This window comes from Vagococcus elongatus, assembly GCF_003987645.1.
GTDB lineage: Bacteria > Bacillota > Bacilli > Lactobacillales > Vagococcaceae > Vagococcus_A > Vagococcus_A elongatus.
The window spans coordinates 34,737-56,429 of the sequence record NZ_NGKA01000002.1 but is presented as its reverse complement, the minus strand read 5'-3'; the positions used below and the strand labels follow the sequence as shown (position 1 = coordinate 56,429).

Genomic DNA, 21,693 nt, shown 5'->3' with positions numbered 1-21,693 from the left:
AAGACATCAGATATCAATTAAAAAATCATCTAAAGGCGTGTGGATATATATATTAGTAGGATTGATTATGTTTACTTTAGTGTTTTCAATTGGAAAATATCTTGGCTCGTCACTGAAGACAATATTGAATCAAGTGATTGTCAGTGTCTGTACATCTTTTGGTCTGTTGCTTCTTTTTAAAGAGAAAACTAACAAGAAGATATTGACGGAAGCTTTGGGACTTATTGGAATTAAAACTAGGAAATAGAGTGGAGATTCTGATGCAGCAAATGTTTTTGAAAGAAGGATTTATTATGCTCACAATAGTGATAGTGTTTTACGGCATTGATTTAGAAAAATCAATATCTTTAAGCACTTTGATGAAAAACATAAAAAAAGTTACTTCTGCTTCAGGGATTAATGTCATTTTGTATGACAATAATAAAGAAAGTTCCCAGAATTATTTTAATATTCTAGCTTCAAATGTTGAACTTGACCTGTGTTACAAGCATAATCCTGATAATCCTGGAATCGCAGAAGCTTACAACTTTGCTTTTGAAAAAGCGAAAACCTTGAATTCTGAATGGTTGATGCTGCTTGACCAAGATACACACCTTACGTCGGAGTATTTGACAGAAGTAGTTAGCAAGATTAAAAATAATAATCTGTCGGAAGCTGCAATAGTTCCTCAAATTAAAGATCCAGTAACGCATCATTTGATTAGTCCTGTTTTGAAAGACACTAAGGAAACAGTTTTTCCAGGAACTCACAAAAATCTTATGGCTATCAATTCAGGGATGGTTGTAAGTACGAAATTTTTGGAACAGATTAACGGATTTAATTTAGATTATCCTTTAGATTATTTGGATCACTGGTTTTTCCAGATGATAAAGGAAAAGAATCAATCTGTGAATGTTTTAAAAAGTGGGCTTCTCCATGATTTGTCAGTTAAAAATTTAAAAAAAGTCAGTAATCAGCGGTATGAGAATGTTTTGTTTTATGAAAAAAAATTTATAATAGAATTCCAACCAGACCAACTCAGGCATTACTATTTACATAGTATGTTAAGGTTGGCGAAGTGTCTGTTGGTTTCTCCTTCTAAAATAAAGATTATACTGAAAATAATGTTGAAAGATGTTACTTGAATGTAACTGTTGACAGGAGTTGAACGTCTTGCAAAAAAAAATAATGCTCAATCCTTTTTCAATTTTTTTTATTATTATTCTAGGGATATTGCTCACATACTCACTGAGTTGGTCAACATTTAATGAGCCACTGACTGTTCCTATGATGCTATTTCTTACCTTTATCCTTATTACGTTACTTTTGTTTTCCAAAATTTTTAATCGGACATTTCCCGAAGGTACATTTGTAAAAAGATCTTTTAGAATCAATCTTATACCTTGGACATTGTTGGCAATTCTTTCTATGGCTGCAGAGTTTGTTTATGAAAAAGCAATTCCGATTATTGAAATTTTGGTTTTGAAAAGCGGATATGAATACACTAGTTTTGGAGGGATACCTGGATTTCATGTATTTGCTGTCACCTTTGTATCGTTTCTAGGTTTATATTGCTGGCAATTATTTTTAGAAGAAAAAAGATGGTATCTGCTTCTCTTGTCAGTTTTATTTGTTTCTTTTCCAATAATGCTTTTTAATCGTGGAGGTTTCATCATGAATCTTTCGTCGATGTTTTTTATATTTTTATTACATAAAAGAACGATGGTAATAAAGTTGAAGTATTTGTCAGCCTTTGTTTTAGTGTTAATACTTCTTTTATATGCTTTTGGGATTTTTGGGAACATTCGCTCTGATTCGGAAAATGCTGCCAAAGATATTACAGATAGTTCCTTTATTTTAAGAGTAGGCCAGGCAACGGAGGAGTTTAAAAATTCCCCTGTTCCTGATCCATTTTTCTGGGCGTATTTATATGCAAGTACACCTATCGCAAATCTGCAATATATGACAGAGAATATTGAGCCAAGCAATAATCTAACTTTGTTTATTACACAAACAGTATTTCCTGATTTCATAGGAAAAAGAGTCGAAGAAAAAATTGGCAGAACAGTCCAACAAGACCAAAGACGTTCACCTGTATTTAATGTTTCAACTATGTTCATTTCTTCTTTTAAAACATTAGGTTTTTTGGGTATGCTGTTAACTTACTTCTACTTTATTTTTTTTGTTTTCCTTTATTCGTATATGATGAAGCATATGCATACGACTAAAATAATTGGTATTGCCATTTTATGTACAATCGCAATATTTAACATGTTTGACAATATGCTGGTATTTTCTGGACTGAGTTTCCAGTTAGTTTATCCAATATTATTTTGGATATATAAAAAATTATAGAGGGTGAAAAAATGTCTTTTAAAGTGGAAATGAAAAATATCGGAAATTTTTTTTATCGCAGGAAAATGATTATTTTGATTTCGATACTAGTTGCATTAATTGGCGGTATTTTATATAATATGACAATAAAAAGTCCTAAAAATACGATAGAACAAGAAAAAATACAGGAAGTTTTTGTTTCTGAATTTGGCTTGTCAATAGAAAGTAGTCAAGGGCAACCGTACGCAGGTATTGCCCAGCTAAAAACGATGTTAGTTAATGAGGATCAGCTGGAAAAAATTTCTGATCAAGGTATTCAAATTGAAAGTCAAGAATTAGAACAAAGTGTTTCAGCATTTGTAAGGACTTCTAAAGGTGAGGTAGTTTTTATCCGAGTGACGCATGCCAATAAAGAATATGTAAATAAAATTTCTGCTTTTCTCTATAACCAAATGTTCTCAGATGATTTTGATTATATAAAAAACAAGGTGGTTTTATCTGTAATGAAACCAACACAAGCAACTTCAGAAATTCCGATATACGATGATATCTATTCCACAACTGATAAATCAATGTTGCCTACGGGTGAAGGAGCAACAGTAGTGGGAAGCAAGAAGATCTCATCAATCGTTTTTATTTTGGTGGGATTGATTTTCGGTATCATTTTATCGTTAGTAATAGATATTTTTAACAAAAAGATTTATTCTATTGGTTATATTGAAGGTATCGTTGATCCGAATATCAAAATAATTGATGCAAGCTTTGACAATCGCTCATCTTTTTTGAATAGAGTAAATATTGTTGCTACTATTAATGAAAACGAAAAATGTTTAGCATTACTGCAGGAAGGTTCTAATTCAAAATTATTCAAAGATCTCCAAGAAAACGAAGAGATTGCTACTTATACGGAAATAACGGCGGAGAATTTGAAAGAATCAAAAAAAATACTGTTGTTTGTAGAAAAATCTCACACTACTATTGATTGGTTGACGACGCAAATTTCTTTATTGCAAGAAACTGATAAGAAAATAATCGTATTTTTCTTTGATACCTACCATTAGGATCAGATGTGGGAAGTTTTAGAATTTTCAAGGTGGTTCTGCGTATGGTATACTGATAAAGAACTAAAAGTATTGATAAATAAGGAAAGAGGTACAGTTGAAGATGCAAAAAGTTGTCATCAGTATTGTGACTTATAACAGTAAGTATGTCTTTGAGGTATTGGACAATTTGATAGAACATTTTGCAGATGCTTCAAATGTCAGGATAAAACTTTTCGATAATAATTCTACAGCGGAATATAAAGAACGATTAAAAAATTATTCAAAAGATGCCGAAATTACATTCCATAATGAAAATTTGGGATTTGGCAGTGCACATAACTTAAATCTTAAAAATCTTGATGAGCCATTGTTTTTAATTTTAAATCCAGATGCTTTCATAAATAAAGATGGTTTAGATAAATTAGTTGAATCCATTTCTTTAGAAGATGATACCGGCTTAGTTGTGCCACAAATTTTGAATCCCGATGGAACAACTCAACATTTGATAAGAGAAAGTGTTTCAGTATTTGACTACGCTCTGAGATTTCTTCGTTCAGGAGTTGTCAAAAAATTGTTTGATAAAAGACTGGCAAAATATGAATGTCGAAATTTACCTGACGATGAAATAGTACCTGTCAGAATAGGTTCAGGCTGTTGTATGCTGATTAAAAAAGATGTTTTTAATGCTGTAAATGGATTTGATGAGCGATATTTTATGTACTTTGAAGATTATGACCTGTGTTTGGAACTAGAAAAAAATGGTTATAAAGTTTTGTACAATCCTTTTGTTAAGTTTGTACACTACTACGGAAAAGAGGCCCATAAGAATCAAAAACTCTTCAAAATCTTTATTATTTCAATGACAAGATTTTTTAACAAGTGGGGCTGGAAATTATTTTAAGCGCAGCGGTAAGAGGGGGAGAATATGCTTTCGATTTGTATGGCTACGTATAACGGCTCAGCTTTCGTTATTCGCCAATTGGATTCAATTCTTCGTCAGTTGAGTGCCAATGATGAAATAATAATAGTTGATGACGGCTCGACAGATCAGACTAAAGCCCTTATTGAAGGATTGCATGATAGTAGAATTTGTTTATATGTGAATCAAACAAATATTGGTCCGATAAAAAGCTTTGAACGAGCTCTAGCGCTGGCAAAAGGAGAAATCATTTTTTTGTCAGACCAAGACGATATTTGGCTGGATGGTAAAGTTGATACTATTTTGCGGAAAATGCAGTTAACAGGCAGCGATGTGATCGTTCATGATTCGAAAGTCGTCGATGGTGATTTGAAAAAAATCAGCGATTCTTGGAATCAGCATAATGCTAATAATTTGCAGCCAACGGTTTTAAATACAATTATTAAAAATGGTTTTTCTGGCTGTATGATGGCTTTTACTTCCGAGGTTGCTCAAGATTCCCTTCCATTTCCAAAGACGATTGAAATGCATGACCAGTGGGTGGCCTTGAGTGCATTGATGCATAAAAAAAAGGTAACGATGATTGACGATGTGTTGATGTTATTTGTTCGCCATGGTGATAATGCAACATCTATTAAAAAAAGAAGTTTTATTGAGCGTTTGAAAGGGAGAATAAATACTTTGAAGGCTGTAATAAAGTATAATTCAGATTTTTTTTAAAAAAAGTTTATGAATTAAAGAATTTATTGAATTAAGATAGTCATTGTAAATATTTTAAAAGTGTGGCTCCCTTTTAATTGTAGAATTTTTAAGAGGATTGCCAAATGATGAAAAAGTACCGATATTCAAATATTAACGTTCAATCGACAGTATTCAACACTTTATCGATTGAACGTTGATTTATTAGTAAATCCCCCAAAATTGAGATAATCAACCATTTTTTATTGTGAATGAAACAACATATGCTGATGTGTGTTTAGTTTGATCACATTGGCTCGGGGTGGAAGAAATCAAAGGCTTGGCTAGTTTAATATACGTATAATCAAGGATGCAGAGATGGCCTAGAAACTTTCTTTTTGCTAGCGTTGAATATAACAAGCCATTTGACCAAACAAAGATTTTAAGAGTAGTGTAAATAATTGAAGTATGCAATTTCAAAAAAATTATGATATCCTAGATAAAGTCCATATAATTGTGTAAAAGATAAAAGGCCATGTAACAGCTCATTCACGGATAGGCAACCAGACTCACGACACTCTGTCATTTTTATGGATGCCACTCACATTTCCCTAAAGTGACAAACAGTTTCTAAAGAAGAAGCCCTCAATCTAATAAATAGAATGATTGAAAAGTGGAAAGAGCAGAGCCCAAGAGTGGTCAAGCGACCCTTGAATCCTGCGATATTAACATTTTTTAATTTCCTAATGAAGAGTCTCTAGAGAGAGTCTTGGACTCACAATACAATGACTACAATCAAACTTTTTTAGGATGTATTTATGAGGGGCTCAAGGAAATTCAAGGCACATTGGAATCAATGCTTTAACTGAAAAAAACAGGATGGGTTGTTCTATTTACACATAAATCTTGTCTAAATGAGTTAAGGTAAAACCAGCGTCCAACTTCATATCTTTGAGCAGCGTTGAAATGTTTAGTTTTATTTTTCTTTTGATTATAATCCTTCATCTTATCATGGGTCTAGGGATAGAAAACTATAGTTTGAACATTTTTTTCAAGCGGTGATGCAATGTTTTATGATCGCTTGTAAGCTGCTGATACGATTTTTTGTTTTATCTTTACGTTAGACATGTTTGTTTTTGTGAAGAGTCCAGCAGATTTATATAATGTTGCTATTCTAAATTCTCTGGGATATCTTGTCATTGGGGTCATAGCGAGTTTGATTGTACGCTACCGTTACAATGTTAGATTCCGAATTCCTAAAATTTCAGATTTAATAAGTCAGTATCGATACTCATGGCATCTTTTTTTATCCACTTTTTCAACGAGTATTTATAACACTACAAATATTTTTGTTCTAGGGCTTGTTGCTGGAGACTCAGCTACAGGGGATTTTAATATTGCGAATACACTGATCCGAGTATGTGCCAGTGTGGTCTCACCAATCACTCAAACATTTTATCCAAAGGTGACACAGCTCGCAATGAACTCAAAAGCTTCCGCAATGAAGCTGATTCAAAAAATATGGATAGTAGTCACTCTTGTTTTTACAGCAGGTTGCTTGATTCTTCTTTTTGGTATCGGTCCAATTCTAAGTTTATTTTTTCAAAACAATTTTCAGCATTCAGTAGAATTGATTCAAATTATGTCATTTTTGCCTCTCATGGTCGCCTGGAGCAACATTTATGGTATGATGACGATGACGACGTTTGGGTATAAAAAAGAATTGTCGAGAATTTATGTGATTTCTGGGTTGATTAGCGTCGCGACTATCATCATACTAACTTATTTCTTTCATGAAAAAGGGACAGCCGTCAACGCTTTGTTAATAGAAAGCTTCGTGACAGTCTTAATGTTTATCTTTTTAAAGAAAAAAAAGATCGATGTTCCTAAAGGCATGTATGGTACAAAGAGTTGATTTCGAGAGTCTCCGAGCGCATAACTGTTTCGTTATATTATTTAGGGTAGGGTAGGTTTTTAATGTGATGTGTCCTACATCTTTTTTGATTACTAGTGTATCAGTCTCTTTAGAATAATACCTTTGATTTTGGTATTCTAAATCAAAGGTATTAAAGTTGCAATTTTTTTTAGTCAATATTATTGGTATTAATATTTTCCTATTGATTTAGAGCGATATTAATTTTTATCAAAGAAGACTCTGCGAGATACATAGTACATAGTATGGGTCTGAGCGTGAATTTAAATTTTATTACAATCTTCTAATCTTGAGATTATACTTTGATTTTTGTGGAAATATAAAAAAGAAGGTATTATGACAAGCTGACTATTATTACCTTATTTTGTTAGAATTAAAATTAATGATTATAAATAGGAGTTGAAAAAATGAAGGGAATTATTTTAGCAGGGGGAAGCGGTACACGACTGTATCCTTTAACAAAGGCTGTTTCAAAACAACTGATGCCAGTTTACGATAAACCGATGATTTATTATCCTTTATCGACATTGATGTTGGCAGGAATCAAGGAAGTGCTGGTGATTTCCACACCGACAGACACACCAAGGTTTGAAGAATTGCTTGGAGATGGCAAAGATATCGGTTTGTCCATCGAGTATGCCGTCCAGGAAAGTCCAGATGGCCTTGCGCAAGCGTTTATCATCGGTGAAGAGTTCATCGGTACTGACTCTGTATGTTTAATATTAGGTGATAATATTTATTATGGGAGCGGCTTGTCTAAATTATTACAGCGCTCTGCGGCAAATGAAAAAGGTGCCACTGTCTTTGGTTATCATGTAAGCGACCCGGAGCGTTTTGGAGTGGTTGAGTTTGATGAAGAGATGAAAGCTATTTCCATCGAAGAAAAGCCTGATAAGCCTAAATCTAATTATGCAGTGACCGGGCTTTATTTTTATGATAATCGGGTGGTGGACATTGCCAAAAATATCAAACCTTCCGAACGTGGAGAACTGGAAATCACCGATGTCAACAGAGAGTATCTTGAACTAGGAGAGCTGAATGTAGAAGTCATGGGACGGGGATTTGCCTGGTTAGATACTGGGACACACGAATCCTTATTAGAAGCATCGACTTTTATTGAAACAATCGAGAAACGCCAAAATTTGAAAGTGGCTTGTTTGGAAGAAATTGCTTATCGTATGGGCTATATCACAAGAGACCAGCTCATCGAATTGGCCCAGCCGTTGAAAAAAAATCAATACGGGCAATATATGCTGAACTTGGCAAAAGAGGGATAAAATGGGAAAAATCAAAGTAACAGAAACTAATTTAACAGATGTGAAACTTATTGAACCAAGTGTTTTTGGAGATCATCGGGGGTTTTTCACCGAAAGCTATTCCGAAAAAGATTTTAAAGATGGAGGCATTCATTACGATTTCATTCAGGACAATCATTCATTATCAGCCGAAGCTGGAGTGATTCGTGGCCTTCATTTCCAAAATGGGGCATCGGCTCAAACTAAACTAATCAGAGTGGTTTCAGGAGTAGTTTTAGATGTGATTGTTGATATTCGTAAAGGCAGTCCGACGTACGCTCAATGGGAAGGTTATATTCTTTCGGAATATAATCATCGCCAACTACTGGTCCCCAAAGGATATGCCCACGGATTTATGACATTGACGCCAAACGTCAATTTTTTGTACAAGTGCGACAACTATTATGATGGAGCTGCAGATGCAGGCATCGCTTTCGATGACCCTGATTTGGGAATTACTTGGCCGATGTCCATTGACAAAGCTATTTTATCCGAAAAAGATCAGCAGCACCCGACACTAAAAGAATTTGAATCTATCAATCCATTTGTGTACGGTGAGATTTAAGAAAGAGGGAGTTCACATGAAAAAAATAATTGTTACGGGCGGCGCTGGATTTATCGGTTCGAATTTTGTTCACTACGTGGCAGAAAATCATCCAGAGATTGAAATCACTGTTTTAGATAAGTTGACCTACGCAGGCAATGAAGCCAATCTTGCCGGTTTGCCAAAAGATCGAGTGAAATTGGTTGTTGGAGATGTAGCCGATGCAAAGCTGGTCGACACATTAGTTAAGGACACGGATGCCGTTGTACATTATGCGGCAGAGTCTCATAATGACAACTCACTGACAGACCCTTTCCCATTCGTCCAAACTAATTTGATTGGGACATACACACTATTAGAAGCTTGCCGCAAATATGATGTACGTTATCATCATGTGTCCACAGATGAAGTTTACGGTGATTTACCTTTACGGGAAGATTTGCCTGGTCATGGCGAAGGAGAAGGGGAGAAATTCACAGCTGAAACAGCCTATAATCCTTCCAGCCCCTACTCAGCAACAAAGGCCGGCTCAGACTTATTGGTTAGAGCTTGGGTTCGTTCCTTTGGATTGCAGGCGACTATTTCGAATTGTTCAAACAACTATGGTCCGTATCAGCACATCGAAAAACTTATTCCTCGACAAATTACCAATGTCTTATGCGGTATTCGTCCAAAACTTTATGGTGAAGGGAAAAATGTTCGCGACTGGATTCACACAAACGATCACTCGTCGGCTGTATGGCTAATTTTAAACAAAGGGCGTATCGGGGAGACATATTTGATTGGTGCAGATGGAGAAGAAGACAATAAGACTGTCATCGAATTGATTTTAGAATTGATGGGGCAGCCTAAAGATGCCTATGACCACGTAGCCGACCGTCCGGGTCATGATTTACGCTATGCTATTGATGCAACCAGATTGAGAGAAGAACTCGGCTGGCGTCCTCAATTTACAAATTTTCGTGACGGTTTAACCGATACTATTAAATGGTACACAGACAATAAAGAGTGGTGGCAAGCAGAAAAGAAAGCTGTCGAAGCCAAGTATGCTAAACAAGGACAATAATATGAACACCGGAGAAATTTTGGTGGCTTGGAAGGAAGAATGTCATGATTTTACTGACTGGAGGTAACGGACAGCTTGGAACAGAGTTGCGACATTACCTAGATGAAAAAAATATTCCTTATTATTCCACAGATGCACAAGAGATGGATATTACAGATTTAGATGCAACACTGGCACTAGTTAAGCAAATCCAACCTGACATCATCTATCATTGTGCTGCCTATACTGCAGTAGACAAAGCAGAAGATGAAGGAAAACAATTGAATGAGAAAGTCAATGTGGACGGGACTAAAAATGTTGCGCTTGCTGCCAAGTCCGTTGGCGCCAAGTTAGTTTATCTCAGCACCGATTATGTGTTTGACGGGACAAAAGAGTTTGGTGAATATTCAGAAGATGACCCCCTCAATCCTCAAAATGAATACGGACGGGCGAAACTTCTTGGAGAACAAGCTGTAGCAGAAATATTAGACAACTATTATATTATTAGGACCTCTTGGGTTTACGGCGAATACGGTAATAATTTTGTCTACACGATGCAGCGCTTGGCAAAGGAAAGAGATTTTTTAACGGTGGTGGCAGATCAGGTAGGCCGTCCGACTTGGACCAGAAGTTTGGTCGAGTTTATGGTGTATTTAGTAGACAGCAATCAACCTTACGGAATCTATCAGTTTTCCAATGATAACAGTTGTTCATGGTATGAGTTTGCCAAAGAAATACTAAAAGAGACATCGACCGAGGTACGACCAGTGACTTCGGCTGAGTTTCCTCAAAAGGCAACGCGACCTAAATATTCGATCATGAGTTTGTCAAAAGCGAAAGAAACAGGATTCGTTATTGATACATGGCAAACTGCACTGGCAAAATTTAAAAAATCTATAAATTGAGTTACATTCTCGAGAAAAACAAGGAAAACTATCTGGTTTCTCTTGTTTTTCTTTTTTTGTTGTCCTACAATGGGAATAATTGTAAATGGGTTTGAATGTTGCGACAACTTAAAGAAATAAAAAAATGGGAGAGAGATATGTCAAGAGCTGAGAGACACCGTAAAGTAAAGAAAAAAATGTCTACAGGTAAAAAAGTTGGAATCACGATTGCTAGCATTCTGCTGCTTCTGGTTGTGGCTGGAGCGGGTTATGCGGTCAAAGTTTATTTGGATGTTAAAGGAACCGCTAATGAAATGTATGAAAAACCCACAAGGGAGAAATCCGAGTTGCGTGATGCACCGGTAGAAATCAACAAAAAAGTTCCGATTTCAGTCTTGCTTCTTGGAATTGATACGGGTGATCTTGGCCGTGATGAGCAGGGGCGCTCAGATACGATGATGGTGGCAACATTAAATCCGGAGGACGGGGAGACTACCTTGCTAAGTATACCACGCGATACGTATACGGAAATTGTCGGTATGGGTCAAAATGATAAATTAAATCATGCCTACGCATTTGGCGGTGCAGACATGGCCATCGCTTCGATGGAGAATTTGCTTCAGATACCCATTGATTATTATGTCAGCGTCAATATGGGGGGACTGAAAGAGGTAGTGGATGCTGTCGGTGGAGTAAATGTTGATAATACCCTCGACTTTTCTCAAGATGGAACTGATTTTCACACAGGAAACATCCACTTGAACGGAGAAGAAGCGCTGTCTTTTGTCAGGATGCGTTATGAAGACCCGGAAGGTGACTATGGCCGACAGGAGCGCCAAAGAAAAGTAGTCATGGGAATCATGAAAAAAGCAGTCAGTCCATCTATCTTGACTCAATATACAGAAATTTTGAGTACCTTGAAAGACAATGTCAGAACTGATTTAAACTGGGATCAGCTGATGACACTGCAAAAAAATTATCGCGATGCCTTTACAGTCATTGAAATGGACCAAATGAAAGGTGCTGGAATAATGTTGGATGGTATTTCTTATCAAGAGATTTCCTGGGAAGAGTTAACGAGAGTTCAGACATTATTGCAGGAACAGTTAGAACTAAAGTAGAATAAAGTTCTAACGCGACTTTATAAATTTGAATGGATGAAAACAATAAATAGCATGAGAGAAGAACACATTGATTTTTCGAGGAGAATAGTTTGAGGAGAATATGAGAAACTATTTTTGGTATGATTTAGATTTTAGAATGGTTCTGAAAATCAGATCATCGACTCAAGGGTATATGCTTAAAGGTCTAAGATTTTTTTAGATTCTATAAGCAAGATAGTGTTGATTTTCTCATGCTTAAGAAACATAGCTTCATAGATTTTTTAATAATATAGCCGGTTCTTATTTTGTGGGAAATATAAAGTTGAAAGACTTGTTATTATTAAAAGTCATGGCTCCAAAGATTAATGAAAACAGCATGTATACGTTACGTTCACCGGTAGCTGACTCTTATCTAAAAGGAATTTTATAAATAAGAATACTGGACGTATTGCAGCTTAACAAGTAGTGCAATTGTGAAATCAATAGACCTGGGAAACCATATAGTTATTAAAAAAATTTGATGGAAAATTTAATCAACCATATTTCAGGTAGAAAAAATTGTGATCGAATCTGAAATAGATAAGAAATAGGTTAAATATTTTAAAATGGCGAATTAGATTCCTAATTTGAAAAAATTTTGCTAGATTGTCAAAATTTATTATTTTTTTTTGAGTATAATGATCTAATGATTGAGCAAAAATGATCGCAAATTGTAAAGAGGCCTACTTGAAATAAGAAAGGAAAAAGGTATGACGAACACATCTTTTATAAAAAAGTATGAAACTACAATTTTTTTATTAATTTTTTTGATACTAGTTACCCCGACTGTTTTGCAGCCGGTAAAATTAGTATTCATATTAATTTGTGTTTTACTTTTGTTTTTAAGCAGAAAAGAAATTAAGTATAAAGTGAGTCGCTCAGTAATAGGGTGGTTTGCATTGTACACCCTCGTTAACACAATGTCCATATTAAAAGGGACGTTAGGTAACACTAGTGTTTTATTCCAATTGTTACCAAGCTACGTTATCTGGCCTTTATTATATTTAATCCTTTTTGTAATTCCCAAAGTAAGTATTAATTTGGAAAAGGTAACAACGTTAGCACTTTATGTCATATTAGGATTATTTATGTACACCTTTGCGTCACACTTTATAGATTTGCCATTCACTGGATTTATATCCGAATTTTTCCCATTTGTAATTGAGGAGACATCTGACTTTTTAGCTTATTTTACCCCATCGATCTCTTCGTTGATTTTTTTGGTCCCATTTTTGTTAACGATAGTATATTTTGGCGATACTTCCGATAAAAAGGCAACCATAAAAAAATATGTCCTATTATTATTGTCGCTCTTTATTGTTTTTTTAACTGGGAGGCGTGCGCTAATCGGTACAATAATGATTGCAATATTTCTTTGTATTTTAATTGATGGCATCTGGATTAAAAAAAGGAATATGTTAAAAATAATTGTTGGCATAGGAATAGCTGTATTAGTAGCTTTTGGTTTATTACTAATATTTTTCCCAAATAGTCGAATTCTAAATATTGATGCTAGCCTCATAGTCCAAGGAGATGAATTAAGGAGCTTGCAATTCGATGCTCTTATTGATGGTTGGAAACAGAAACCATTTTTTGGACATGGATACGGGGTGAATACAGAAACAATCGTAAGATCACAAGATGTTCCCGGAATGTATGAATTAACATATGTTGCATTACTTTTTCAGACGGGATTAGTAGGCTTTCTTAGTCTGATGTTTTTATATGGCTGGTTGATATATAAGTTATTTAGACTTAGTATTTTGGAAAGAAATTTTGTTAACTTAGCTTTTACAATAGGGCTAACTAGCGTTATGATCGCAAATGCAACTAATCCATATATCCAATCTTTTGATGGGATGTGGTTTCTTTTCTATGGGTTGATGCTGGTGGATAGATATAATTTGAATGAAAAGGATAAGGAATAAAAATGGAGAAACATGTTGAAATACTTATGGCAACATATAATGGTGAGAAGTATCTTTCCGCACAAATTGAAAGTATTTTAAAACAAACACATACTAATTGGACTCTGATTGTTAGAGATGATGGTTCAAATGATAATTCTATCAATTTACTAAGGCAATTTTCTGAAAAAGATAATCGCATAAGGATAGTCAACGATAAGAAAGGAAATATGGGGCAATGCCTAAATTTCAGGGAGCTTATTTCTTACGTATCTGCAGATAGTTACGTGATGTTTGCTGATCAGGATGATGTCTGGTTTGAAGATAAAATTGAGGTATCCTTGGATTACCTGATGACATTTGAAAATAAACAAAATGAAAAAATATTATTGTATACAAACTATTTTAATTATCAGGATTCAACAGGTCAAAAATCAATCGCATATGAAAACACCATGGAATTTCGTAACGTTCCAGAAAATATAATAGTACAAAATTGGTTAATGGGATGTACGATGTTATTAACTCCTGCGATGGTTAGTATTGGAAAAGATATACCGATTGAGGCTGACAACCACGATAACTGGTATGCAATCATTGCCAGCTTGTGTGGACATATAGTCTATTATCATACTCCTACCATGCTGCACAGAGTACATTCGAATAATGTTACTTATCGTGAGGAAACGAAAAAACTTAAGAATAGAGTTCAACGAACGATTAAAAGTTTTCATAATAAAGAAGCATATATAAAAAACAAAAAAACTCTCTCTCTTGAAATTGAAAAAGTAATCAACAAGCATGGGACGAGTGAAGGAAAAGATATTTTCAAAACTTATAAAAAAATTATTTTTGAAAAGGGAATAAAGAGTATTTTTGAGGCGAAAAGAAATAATTTTAAAGCTTTTAATCGGGTTCAGACATTAATTTTTTATGCATCACTATATTAATTTCTAAATAAAGGATCAGGGATTTCAAAAGCATTCGTTGCAATTAGAAATCCCCTTGCTCATAGGACTTGGGGAAAATATTGTTGTAATAAGGAGTTTCAATAATCTATGGTTATCTGATTGTCAAAGAGTCATTCAACACAATAAATCATACTTACAAAACATGAATACAGCATTGTGTATGATATTTAAATTAGACAAACTAGAAGCATTATTACGATAACTCTTCAAAAGACATTCGTGAGTTAAGAAAGTAGAAAATAATTTCGCACGAGAAGAAATTGAATGAAAATATTTTAAACGTTAGCGGCATTTATTGAATTAAGAGCCGCTCGATGGGAGGTGCTCTTTTGAAAAAATTCAAGACTCTTTTTTTTAATATCATGTATACAGTCGGCTCCAATCTGCTGACACTTTTAGTATCAACTATTGTTACTCTCTTTTTACCAAAGTTGCTAGGAATAGAATCATATGGCTATTTTCAATTATATTTATTTTATGTTTCATATGTTGGTTTTCTCCATTTTGGCTGGTGCGATGGCATTTATCTGAAATATGGCGGTGAAGACTATGAGAAACTTGATAAGTCAAAATTTAGTGGGCAATTTTATGCGCTGTTGATTTCACAAACTGTCATTACGATTTTATTCATTGCAGGTATTCTACTGTTTGCCAAGAGTAGTGCTGAGAAAGAGTTTGTTTTGCTTGCAACAACAATAAATATTGTTGTTCTTAATATGCGAACATTTTCAACTTTTATTCTTCAGGCAACCAATCGCATGAAAGATTTTTCTGTTATCACAATTATAGATAGACTAATATACATTGTTATAGTGCTAGGTCTGCTTGTTATGAGAGTTGATAAATTTGAGTACTATATTCTGTCCGATCTAGTGGGAAAGATTTTTTCATTGTTGATTTCACTATTGAAAATAAAGGGTATTGTTTTTCCAAAAAAATCTCGTATATTGTGGGATAATTCTGAATCTATAGACAATATTCGGGTGGGGATTAATCTGATGTTTGCTAATATTGCAAGCACACTGATACTTGGCATTGTTCGATTTGGAATTCAAACTCAGTGGAGTGTAGCGATATTTGGAAAAATATCTTTAACATTAAGTATCTCTAATATGCTGATGGTTTTTGTCAACGCCGTCAGCCTTGCTATTTTCCCGTTGTTAAAACGGGTGAATGAGCGTGAGTACGCTAAAATATATCCTATTGTTCGAAGCATTATTATGCCGTTGGTACTAGTGGCATTGCTCTGTTATTATCCCTTAAATATTATTTTGACTAACTGGTTGCCTGATTACGCTGATTCCCTCAAATATATGGCTATTGTTTTTCCAATGGTTGTTTTCGAAAGTAAAGTTAGTCTACTAACCAATACATATCTGAAGGTACTGAGAAAAGAAAGACAGATTTTTCAGGTTAATTTACTTAGTGCTATTTTGAGTCTGATAAGCACTCTGTTGTTCGTATTTGCATTAAAAGATTTGTTTCTTTCAATGTTAAGTATTGTGATTTTGCTGGCATTTAGAAGCTCATATGCTGAAATCATCTTAGCGCGATATATCAAGATAACTATTTATCAAGATATGCTGTTGGAATTTCTGTTAGTTGGGATTTTTATAATTACAAGTTGGAATTTAGGCATGGCAGTAGGTGGGATTATCTATAGTATATCACTAGGATTCTATCTTATTTTGAAGAAGAATAATTTCAAAGAGATAAGAGAATTGATTAAAACACAGAAGTAGAAAAAATGACCGTATTCTTATGGTTGCTCTATCTCTCTTGACTAAGAGTGATGGAGCAACTTTTTTTGCAAAATTATGAGGTGTTCATTGTTTTATCCTGTTGTCCCATTGCCCCTGACAGCGAACCTTTCCTGTTGGTGGGTTTCCACGATTAACTTTCTATCTTTAAAAGGTCAGGGGCGTGCCACTGAAGTTATCCCAGAAGTTCTCACTGTCAAGAGATAGTAGCACCCAAGCACTGTGCTCGGGTACTGACAGATGTCTGTGATAACGGATTGTCTATGTAGCTGTCAGCAGCTTCAACAATAGGTATAATCAAAGAATCTTAGTCTCAAACTTTCAAGTGAATCAAAATAGAAAATATTGACAGGATCCAAATCTTACAGTGGTTGTTTCATTCCGTTTTTACTATAACCTGAGGCATCATATTAGGGAGAACTCGTAGTCGGGACAAGTTTTTAATTCAGGTCTTAATTTTCCATGGATAACTAAGGTGTTTTGGTGACAGATGGTTTCCTGAGAAACTATTTGAAATAGTTAAATGTGGTTCTATGATTTGAAATATTTTTTTAAATGACCAGATAATACATATCATTCTTTCTGTGTGGGGTTGCCGAGAATTAATTATATCAGAAGACGGTATGTTTTTTATTAGTCAATGAAAATCATTTTCTGATTCCTCAGCCCAATAAATTCTAAGGTCAAGAAATCTATAAATTAAGTCCTATTTCGGAAAAAACAAGGAAAACTATCTGGTTTCTCTTGTTTTTCTTTTTTTGTTGTCCTACAATGGGAATAATTGTAAATGGGTTTGAATGTTGCGACAACTTAAAGAAATAAAAAAATGGGAGAGAGATATGTCAAGAGCTGAGAGACACCGTAAAGTAAAGAAAAAAATGTCTACAGGTAAAAAAGTTGGAATCACGATTGCTAGCATTCTGCTGCTTCTGGTTGTGGCTGGAGCGGGTTATGCGGTCAAAGTTTATTTTGATGTTAAAGGAACCGCTAATGAAATGTATGAAAAACCCACAAGGGAGAAATCCGAGTTGCGTGATGCACCGGTAGAAATCAATAAAAAAGTTCCGATTTCAGTCTTGCTTCTTGGGATTGATACGGGTGATCTTGGCCGTGATGAGCAGGGGCGCTCAGATACGATGATGGTGGCAACATTAAATCCGGAGGACGGGGAGACTACCTTGCTAAGTATACCGCGCGATACGTATACGGAAATTGTCGGCAGGGGTCAAAATGATAAATTAAATCATGCCTACGCATTTGGCGGTGCAGACATGGCCATTGCTTCGATGGAGAACTTGCTTCAGATACCCATTGATTATTATGTCAGCGTCAATATGGGTGGACTGAAAGAGGTAGTGGATGCCGTTGGTGGAGTAAATGTTGATAATACCCTCGACTTTTCTCAAGATGGAACTGATTTTCACACAGGAAACATTCACTTGAACGGAGAAGAGGCTCTGTCTTTTGTCAGGATGCGTTATGAAGACCCGGAAGGCGACTACGGCAGACAGGAGCGCCAAAGAAAAGTAGTCATGGGAATCATGAAAAAAGCAGTCAGTCCATCTATCTTGACTCAATATACAGAAATTTTGAGTACCTTGAAAGACAATGTCAGAACTGATTTAAACTGGGATCAGCTGATGACGCTGCAAAAAAATTATCGCGATGCCTTTACAGTCATTGAAACTGAACAGATGGCAGGTTCAGGCATAATGTTAGACGGTATTTCTTATCAGGAAATTCCAGCAGAAGAGTTAACAAGAGTACAAACGTTACTGCAGGAACAGCTAGGACTTAAATAAGACACTATTTTAATTGGCTGAAGATTCTGAGGACTTGTAAAACATATAGTTCAGGAACCATTATTTATTAATGACCTGTATTAATAAATTGTTTTAGTACATAATCAGTTAAAAACATGATTGGATTGTTTCGAAAAATTGTTAACTAGCTAAGAAAAGTAATACGAGTGTTTTCACATTGAGTGTTAGAAGGGCTATTCGTCAAATAGTGTTGATGGAGATTAAATTGATTAATAAAGTCAGATGTCTACCTAAGCAGTTTGCTTAGGTAGCTTATTTTTTATTTTTGACTAATCTAGCAAAATCAGCCCTTGAAAGAGATAAATTCTAGCATACAAGTTGAGAAAACTCCTGTAGCCATGGGCGATGCGATTTATTATTTTAATATTGTTGTTTAAGCTTTCCAAGGGACCATTACTATAGTTCGTTTTGAAGGCATTTTTAATGCCTTGTTTGTATTTGTTCAAAAAGATGAGTTTCTTCCGAAATTATTTTGGCTGTTGTCTATCCAAGGACTGAATGATATAAAAAAATGATTGGTTATCTTTCCGTCTATAGTGGTATAAAAGTAATTGGCAAGTAGTGTATGCAAGTTCTAGAGTATTATCATAGCTAGTCAGTTAGTCAATGATTGCTTTTTCGGACATCGGGCGTCGGAAGGAGCAATCATAGCGAGACGTTGAACTATCCAGTTGGTAAGAATTCTTTAAAATCAGCTTCCAATAACGCTTGAGTCGTTTATAGTTTAGAGGATCAGTTTTACGATAGTGAGTCATGGTTTGGATTCATCAAAGCAAAGGACAGAGATTAAGCAATCAAACTTTGGGTTAAAGGTGTTGACACACTTTCGCATCACCGTCACATCAAAGACAAAATATCTATCTTCACTATCTTTTCTGCTGGAATTAATCGTGAGTTTCATCGCAATTTTTCGTTTCACTTCAGATAAGATCGAGCCATTTTCTTCGATTAACTTGGTTTTGACATTAAAAGTCGACCCACATTCTTTACATAAAAAGTTGTTTTTTTAAGCTCTAAGATAATTTTATAAGAACAGACTGGAAGCAACTTGATTCGAACCGTACGGGTGCCGTATTTGATGAACTGACCTTCATTTTCCACCAAATATTTTGTGAAGCGCACAAGGGTATAGTTGAGCCTGCGTCTGATACTCGAGGTGGTGATTTCCCGAAATTTTTCTTCAACGAAACAATCTTTCGAAAAATACAAGTTTTTATCTGTTAAGCTAAGCAATTTTTTAGTATGATAGTTCATGAAGATATCCTTTCTTGGTGAATTGGTTTATTGACTTAATTCTATTAATTGATATTTCTTTTTTTATACATTTTGTGAAAAAATAGTGCCGGAAGAAAACCTATCGGGTTTTCTTCCGGCACTAAATATTATAGAACTCATTTTTTCAGACTTTGTTTATAAAGTCTCCAGAATTTTTTGATAGAATAAATGCTCCATGAAGCGAAGACAATGAATGCTAAAATGTAAAGACTTCCCTGCATTATTTGGCCTTCTTTGAATAAATCGATACCTTTGTATAACAGTATGCCGGCAATGAAAAAATTTAACAGAACCGAATATAATAATCCGAAAATTTCTGGACCATACATTTTATTTTCATCTTTTATATCGGACGAATGACGCTCATTATTTGTCTCAGTCAAGCTGTTAGAGTCTAGAGTAGTTAAAGAGAAAGCAAAGTTTACTACTGTGATAATCAGCAATGGAAGAATTATTTCAAGGCCTAGTTGGCTAGTGGCCATCATGGTAATCCATACGCCTAAGAGGAAAATATTTATCAATTTCGAAAAAGCGATCAATCTCATAAGGCGCCTTAAGTCGGCATTTTTTTCTTGTTTCTTAATATTTTCCACAACATCAGATCCTTTTAGCAATAATTTGTCTAGGGAAATGTCATAAAATTCTGCTAAACGAATTAGGCTTTCGATATCTGGCAAAGTTTTCTCGTTTTCCCAGTTTGAAATGGTTTGTCTGGAAACAAAAAGGCTAGCAGCGACTTCCTCCTGAGTAAGATTTAACTCTAATCTTTTTTCTTTGATAATTTTTCCAACGTTCATCTAGTTCCCCTTTTATTAAATGATATCCCTTTATTTGACGATATTGTATCAAATCCGCTGGAAGATTTATAGATTTTCTGGGTTTTTAGCATGTACAAGACCTTTGACATGCTGCTACATCAAGGATTAGGTTTAGTTTAGTTGCAGAAGTTGATAATGCAAGCTGGATTATCTATTCGGAGAAGAAATATGTTTTTGGGTAAAATAAGCCAATAAAAAAATGTGAGCACAGTATGAGCGGTTCACGCTCTATTTTTTAAATTATGGAAATCGTTACATAAAATTTTGAATAAAGTGGGAGAGGATATTTCGTGCAGGATTAGACAAAAAACAAGCTTTTATGAGAGGGTTGAATAGCATCATAAATTAGTAAGTGAGCTGGGGTACTTGAAAAAAGTTGATATTAGCGATATGGTCAAAAAGTTCAAATGTTACGTCATTCGGCAAACTTTTTAAGGCGAATATTTCACTAAAACTATGAAAAATTATAAAAAGTAGGTACTAGAAAATCTATTCAAGCCTTTCGTTTTTGAATGTGAAAAGAAATTTTGTAACTTGAAGTTTATCAGTGATTAAATTGTCATTGTATTAATAATCCCCTTTTAAGGAGTGATTGTTTTTCAAATTATAATTATGTTTGGTAAAATTTGATAAAAAAATATTAATGTGGTTTTAGAAAGGAGTACTATGATTATTTGAATAAATGGAGCGTTTGGATCGGGAAAAACTACCATTGCAAAAGAACTAAGCGCAGTATTAGAAGGCTCAATAATCTACGATCCTGAAATTATTGGCGGTACTATTCAGAAATTATATCCTGACTGTATGAAGTTAGACGACTCTCAAGATTATCCGGAATGGAGAGATTTTAACAAGAAACTGTTAGGGAAAATTTCTGATGAATTTGATGGGGATATTATTGTACCGATGACTCTTTATAAAAAGAAGTATTACGAAGAACTAATTCAGGGTCTAAGAGATAAAGGACATATAGTAAAACATTTTTTATTGGAAGTAACAAAGGACCAAATTTATATGAGACTGAAGAAAAGAAACGACGGGACTTTCGAATGGGGAGTATCAAAACTAGACGAATTTTTAGAGAAATGTAATCAGCTTGAGTTTACTGATGTTATTTCTAATAATTCCGAAGACACACAAATTGTCGTCAGAAAAATATTGGAAAACCTACAGAAATAGACAGTTAATTGGAATTCTATGTTTATCCATTCACTGGGTGTATAGGTTCTTTCTAAGAAATGTTATTCTCACATCAAAGTATTCAAAAGTCAGGATATGCTCTTATGAATAAATAAAAAAGCACTTAATCCCTCTGAAAAAGGGTTTAAGTGCTTTTAGTGCAA

The 21,693-nt window shown here is 34.7% G+C and carries 20 protein-coding genes and 1 pseudogene; 18 read left to right on the top strand and 3 right to left on the bottom strand.

Going from position 1 to position 21,693, the window contains the following annotated elements:
* Positions 1 to 67 precede the first annotated feature (67 nt).
* The 17 genes and pseudogenes from CBF29_RS01670 (at position 68) to CBF29_RS01590 (ending at position 18,236) form a co-directional block, all read left to right on the top strand.
* The gene (locus CBF29_RS01670; protein WP_126806633.1) at positions 68 to 247 is read left to right on the top strand and encodes a hypothetical protein; all 180 of its coding nucleotides are present in this window, start codon (positions 68 to 70) and stop codon (positions 245 to 247) included.
* A 13-nt stretch (positions 248 to 260) separates the two neighbouring features.
* Complete coding sequence (locus CBF29_RS01665; RefSeq protein ID WP_126806631.1) at positions 261 to 1,124, top strand: glycosyltransferase; 864 nt, start codon at positions 261 to 263, stop codon at positions 1,122 to 1,124.
* A gap of 28 nt (positions 1,125 to 1,152) precedes the next feature.
* Positions 1,153 to 2,334 carry an oligosaccharide repeat unit polymerase gene (locus CBF29_RS01660; protein ID WP_126806629.1) on the top strand — a complete coding sequence of 394 codons (1,182 nt, stop codon included), beginning with the start codon at positions 1,153 to 1,155 and terminating at the stop codon, positions 2,332 to 2,334.
* A gap of 29 nt (positions 2,335 to 2,363) precedes the next feature.
* On the top strand, positions 2,364 to 3,374 hold the full coding sequence (locus CBF29_RS01655; protein ID WP_126806627.1) for a hypothetical protein: 1,011 nt from the start codon (positions 2,364 to 2,366) through the stop codon (positions 3,372 to 3,374).
* A gap of 103 nt (positions 3,375 to 3,477) precedes the next feature.
* Entirely contained in the window at positions 3,478 to 4,257 is a 780-nt protein-coding gene (locus CBF29_RS01650) for a glycosyltransferase family 2 protein (protein WP_126806625.1), read from the top strand.
* A gap of 24 nt (positions 4,258 to 4,281) precedes the next feature.
* Positions 4,282 to 4,995 (top strand): glycosyltransferase, encoded by a 714-nt coding sequence (locus CBF29_RS01645; protein ID WP_126806623.1) that lies wholly within the window; start codon positions 4,282 to 4,284, stop codon positions 4,993 to 4,995.
* 578 nt (positions 4,996 to 5,573) lie between these two features.
* Positions 5,574 to 5,818 (top strand): annotated as a pseudogene (locus tag CBF29_RS13925) (IS256 family transposase); the annotation flags it as partial.
* Between the two features lie 273 nt (positions 5,819 to 6,091).
* Entirely contained in the window at positions 6,092 to 6,868 is a 777-nt protein-coding gene (locus tag CBF29_RS01635; RefSeq protein ID WP_170169956.1) for an oligosaccharide flippase family protein, read from the top strand.
* 425 nt (positions 6,869 to 7,293) lie between these two features.
* Positions 7,294 to 8,163, top strand: coding sequence for a glucose-1-phosphate thymidylyltransferase RfbA (gene rfbA, locus CBF29_RS01630; protein WP_126806619.1), 870 nt, complete (start codon positions 7,294 to 7,296; stop codon positions 8,161 to 8,163).
* A 10-nt stretch (positions 8,164 to 8,173) separates the two neighbouring features.
* Positions 8,174 to 8,746, top strand: a complete 573-nt coding sequence (gene rfbC / locus CBF29_RS01625; protein ID WP_211334238.1) for a dTDP-4-dehydrorhamnose 3,5-epimerase — start codon at positions 8,174 to 8,176, stop codon at positions 8,744 to 8,746.
* Positions 8,747 to 8,762: 16 nt separating this feature from the next.
* A complete protein-coding gene (gene rfbB, locus CBF29_RS01620) occupies positions 8,763 to 9,791 on the top strand; it encodes a dTDP-glucose 4,6-dehydratase (protein ID WP_126806615.1) in 1,029 nt (342 codons plus the stop codon).
* 44 nt (positions 9,792 to 9,835) lie between these two features.
* A complete protein-coding gene (gene rfbD, locus CBF29_RS01615; RefSeq protein WP_126806613.1) occupies positions 9,836 to 10,675 on the top strand; it encodes a dTDP-4-dehydrorhamnose reductase in 840 nt (279 codons plus the stop codon).
* A 176-nt stretch (positions 10,676 to 10,851) separates the two neighbouring features.
* Positions 10,852 to 11,775, top strand: a complete 924-nt coding sequence (locus CBF29_RS01610) for an LCP family glycopolymer transferase (RefSeq protein ID WP_126807077.1) — start codon at positions 10,852 to 10,854, stop codon at positions 11,773 to 11,775.
* Between the two features lie 731 nt (positions 11,776 to 12,506).
* Entirely contained in the window at positions 12,507 to 13,724 is a 1,218-nt protein-coding gene (locus CBF29_RS01605) for an O-antigen ligase family protein (protein WP_126806610.1), read from the top strand.
* A gap of 2 nt (positions 13,725 to 13,726) precedes the next feature.
* The gene (locus CBF29_RS01600) at positions 13,727 to 14,653 is read left to right on the top strand and encodes a glycosyltransferase (protein WP_126806608.1); all 927 of its coding nucleotides are present in this window, start codon (positions 13,727 to 13,729) and stop codon (positions 14,651 to 14,653) included.
* A gap of 350 nt (positions 14,654 to 15,003) precedes the next feature.
* Complete coding sequence (locus CBF29_RS01595; protein ID WP_170169955.1) at positions 15,004 to 16,416, top strand: lipopolysaccharide biosynthesis protein; 1,413 nt, start codon at positions 15,004 to 15,006, stop codon at positions 16,414 to 16,416.
* 896 nt (positions 16,417 to 17,312) lie between these two features.
* Complete coding sequence (locus tag CBF29_RS01590) at positions 17,313 to 18,236, top strand: LCP family glycopolymer transferase (protein ID WP_126807075.1); 924 nt, start codon at positions 17,313 to 17,315, stop codon at positions 18,234 to 18,236.
* 290 nt (positions 18,237 to 18,526) lie between these two features.
* Here CBF29_RS01590 and CBF29_RS13920 read toward each other — a convergent pair whose 3' ends face one another.
* The 3 genes from CBF29_RS13920 to CBF29_RS01575 all read right to left on the bottom strand — a co-directional run bounded on the left by CBF29_RS13920 (position 18,527) and on the right by CBF29_RS01575 (position 20,329).
* Positions 18,527 to 18,703 (bottom strand): transposase, encoded by a 177-nt coding sequence (locus CBF29_RS13920; protein WP_342775179.1) that lies wholly within the window; start codon positions 18,701 to 18,703, stop codon positions 18,527 to 18,529.
* A 502-nt stretch (positions 18,704 to 19,205) separates the two neighbouring features.
* Complete coding sequence (locus CBF29_RS13915; protein ID WP_126806603.1) at positions 19,206 to 19,511, bottom strand: hypothetical protein; 306 nt, start codon at positions 19,509 to 19,511, stop codon at positions 19,206 to 19,208.
* Positions 19,512 to 19,648: 137 nt separating this feature from the next.
* On the bottom strand, positions 19,649 to 20,329 hold the full coding sequence (locus CBF29_RS01575; RefSeq protein ID WP_126806601.1) for a helix-turn-helix domain-containing protein: 681 nt from the start codon (positions 20,327 to 20,329) through the stop codon (positions 19,649 to 19,651).
* 699 nt (positions 20,330 to 21,028) lie between these two features.
* On the opposite strand from CBF29_RS01575, the gene CBF29_RS01570 reads away from it, so the two are divergent.
* Positions 21,029 to 21,529 carry an AAA family ATPase gene (locus CBF29_RS01570; RefSeq protein WP_245987231.1) on the top strand — a complete coding sequence of 167 codons (501 nt, stop codon included), beginning with the start codon at positions 21,029 to 21,031 and terminating at the stop codon, positions 21,527 to 21,529.
* Positions 21,530 to 21,693: the final 164 nt, after the last annotated feature.

Coding starts and splice junctions, on each gene's coding strand:
- CBF29_RS01670 (WP_126806633.1), top strand. CDS start 68: ATGTTTACTTTAGTGTTTTCAATTGGAAAATATCTTGGCTCGTCACTG.
- CBF29_RS01665 (WP_126806631.1), top strand. CDS start 261: ATGCAGCAAATGTTTTTGAAAGAAGGATTTATTATGCTCACAATAGTG.
- CBF29_RS01655 (WP_126806627.1), top strand. CDS start 2,364: ATGAAAAATATCGGAAATTTTTTTTATCGCAGGAAAATGATTATTTTG.
- CBF29_RS01650 (WP_126806625.1), top strand. CDS start 3,478: ATGCAAAAAGTTGTCATCAGTATTGTGACTTATAACAGTAAGTATGTC.
- CBF29_RS01645 (WP_126806623.1), top strand. CDS start 4,282: ATGCTTTCGATTTGTATGGCTACGTATAACGGCTCAGCTTTCGTTATT.
- rfbA (WP_126806619.1), top strand. CDS start 7,294: ATGAAGGGAATTATTTTAGCAGGGGGAAGCGGTACACGACTGTATCCT.
- rfbB (WP_126806615.1), top strand. CDS start 8,763: ATGAAAAAAATAATTGTTACGGGCGGCGCTGGATTTATCGGTTCGAAT.
- rfbD (WP_126806613.1), top strand. CDS start 9,836: ATGATTTTACTGACTGGAGGTAACGGACAGCTTGGAACAGAGTTGCGA.
- CBF29_RS01610 (WP_126807077.1), top strand. CDS start 10,852: ATGTCTACAGGTAAAAAAGTTGGAATCACGATTGCTAGCATTCTGCTG.
- CBF29_RS01605 (WP_126806610.1), top strand. CDS start 12,507: ATGACGAACACATCTTTTATAAAAAAGTATGAAACTACAATTTTTTTA.
- CBF29_RS01600 (WP_126806608.1), top strand. CDS start 13,727: ATGGAGAAACATGTTGAAATACTTATGGCAACATATAATGGTGAGAAG.
- CBF29_RS01590 (WP_126807075.1), top strand. CDS start 17,313: ATGTCTACAGGTAAAAAAGTTGGAATCACGATTGCTAGCATTCTGCTG.
- CBF29_RS13915 (WP_126806603.1), bottom strand. CDS start 19,511: ATGAACTATCATACTAAAAAATTGCTTAGCTTAACAGATAAAAACTTG.
- CBF29_RS01575 (WP_126806601.1), bottom strand. CDS start 20,329: ATGAACGTTGGAAAAATTATCAAAGAAAAAAGATTAGAGTTAAATCTT.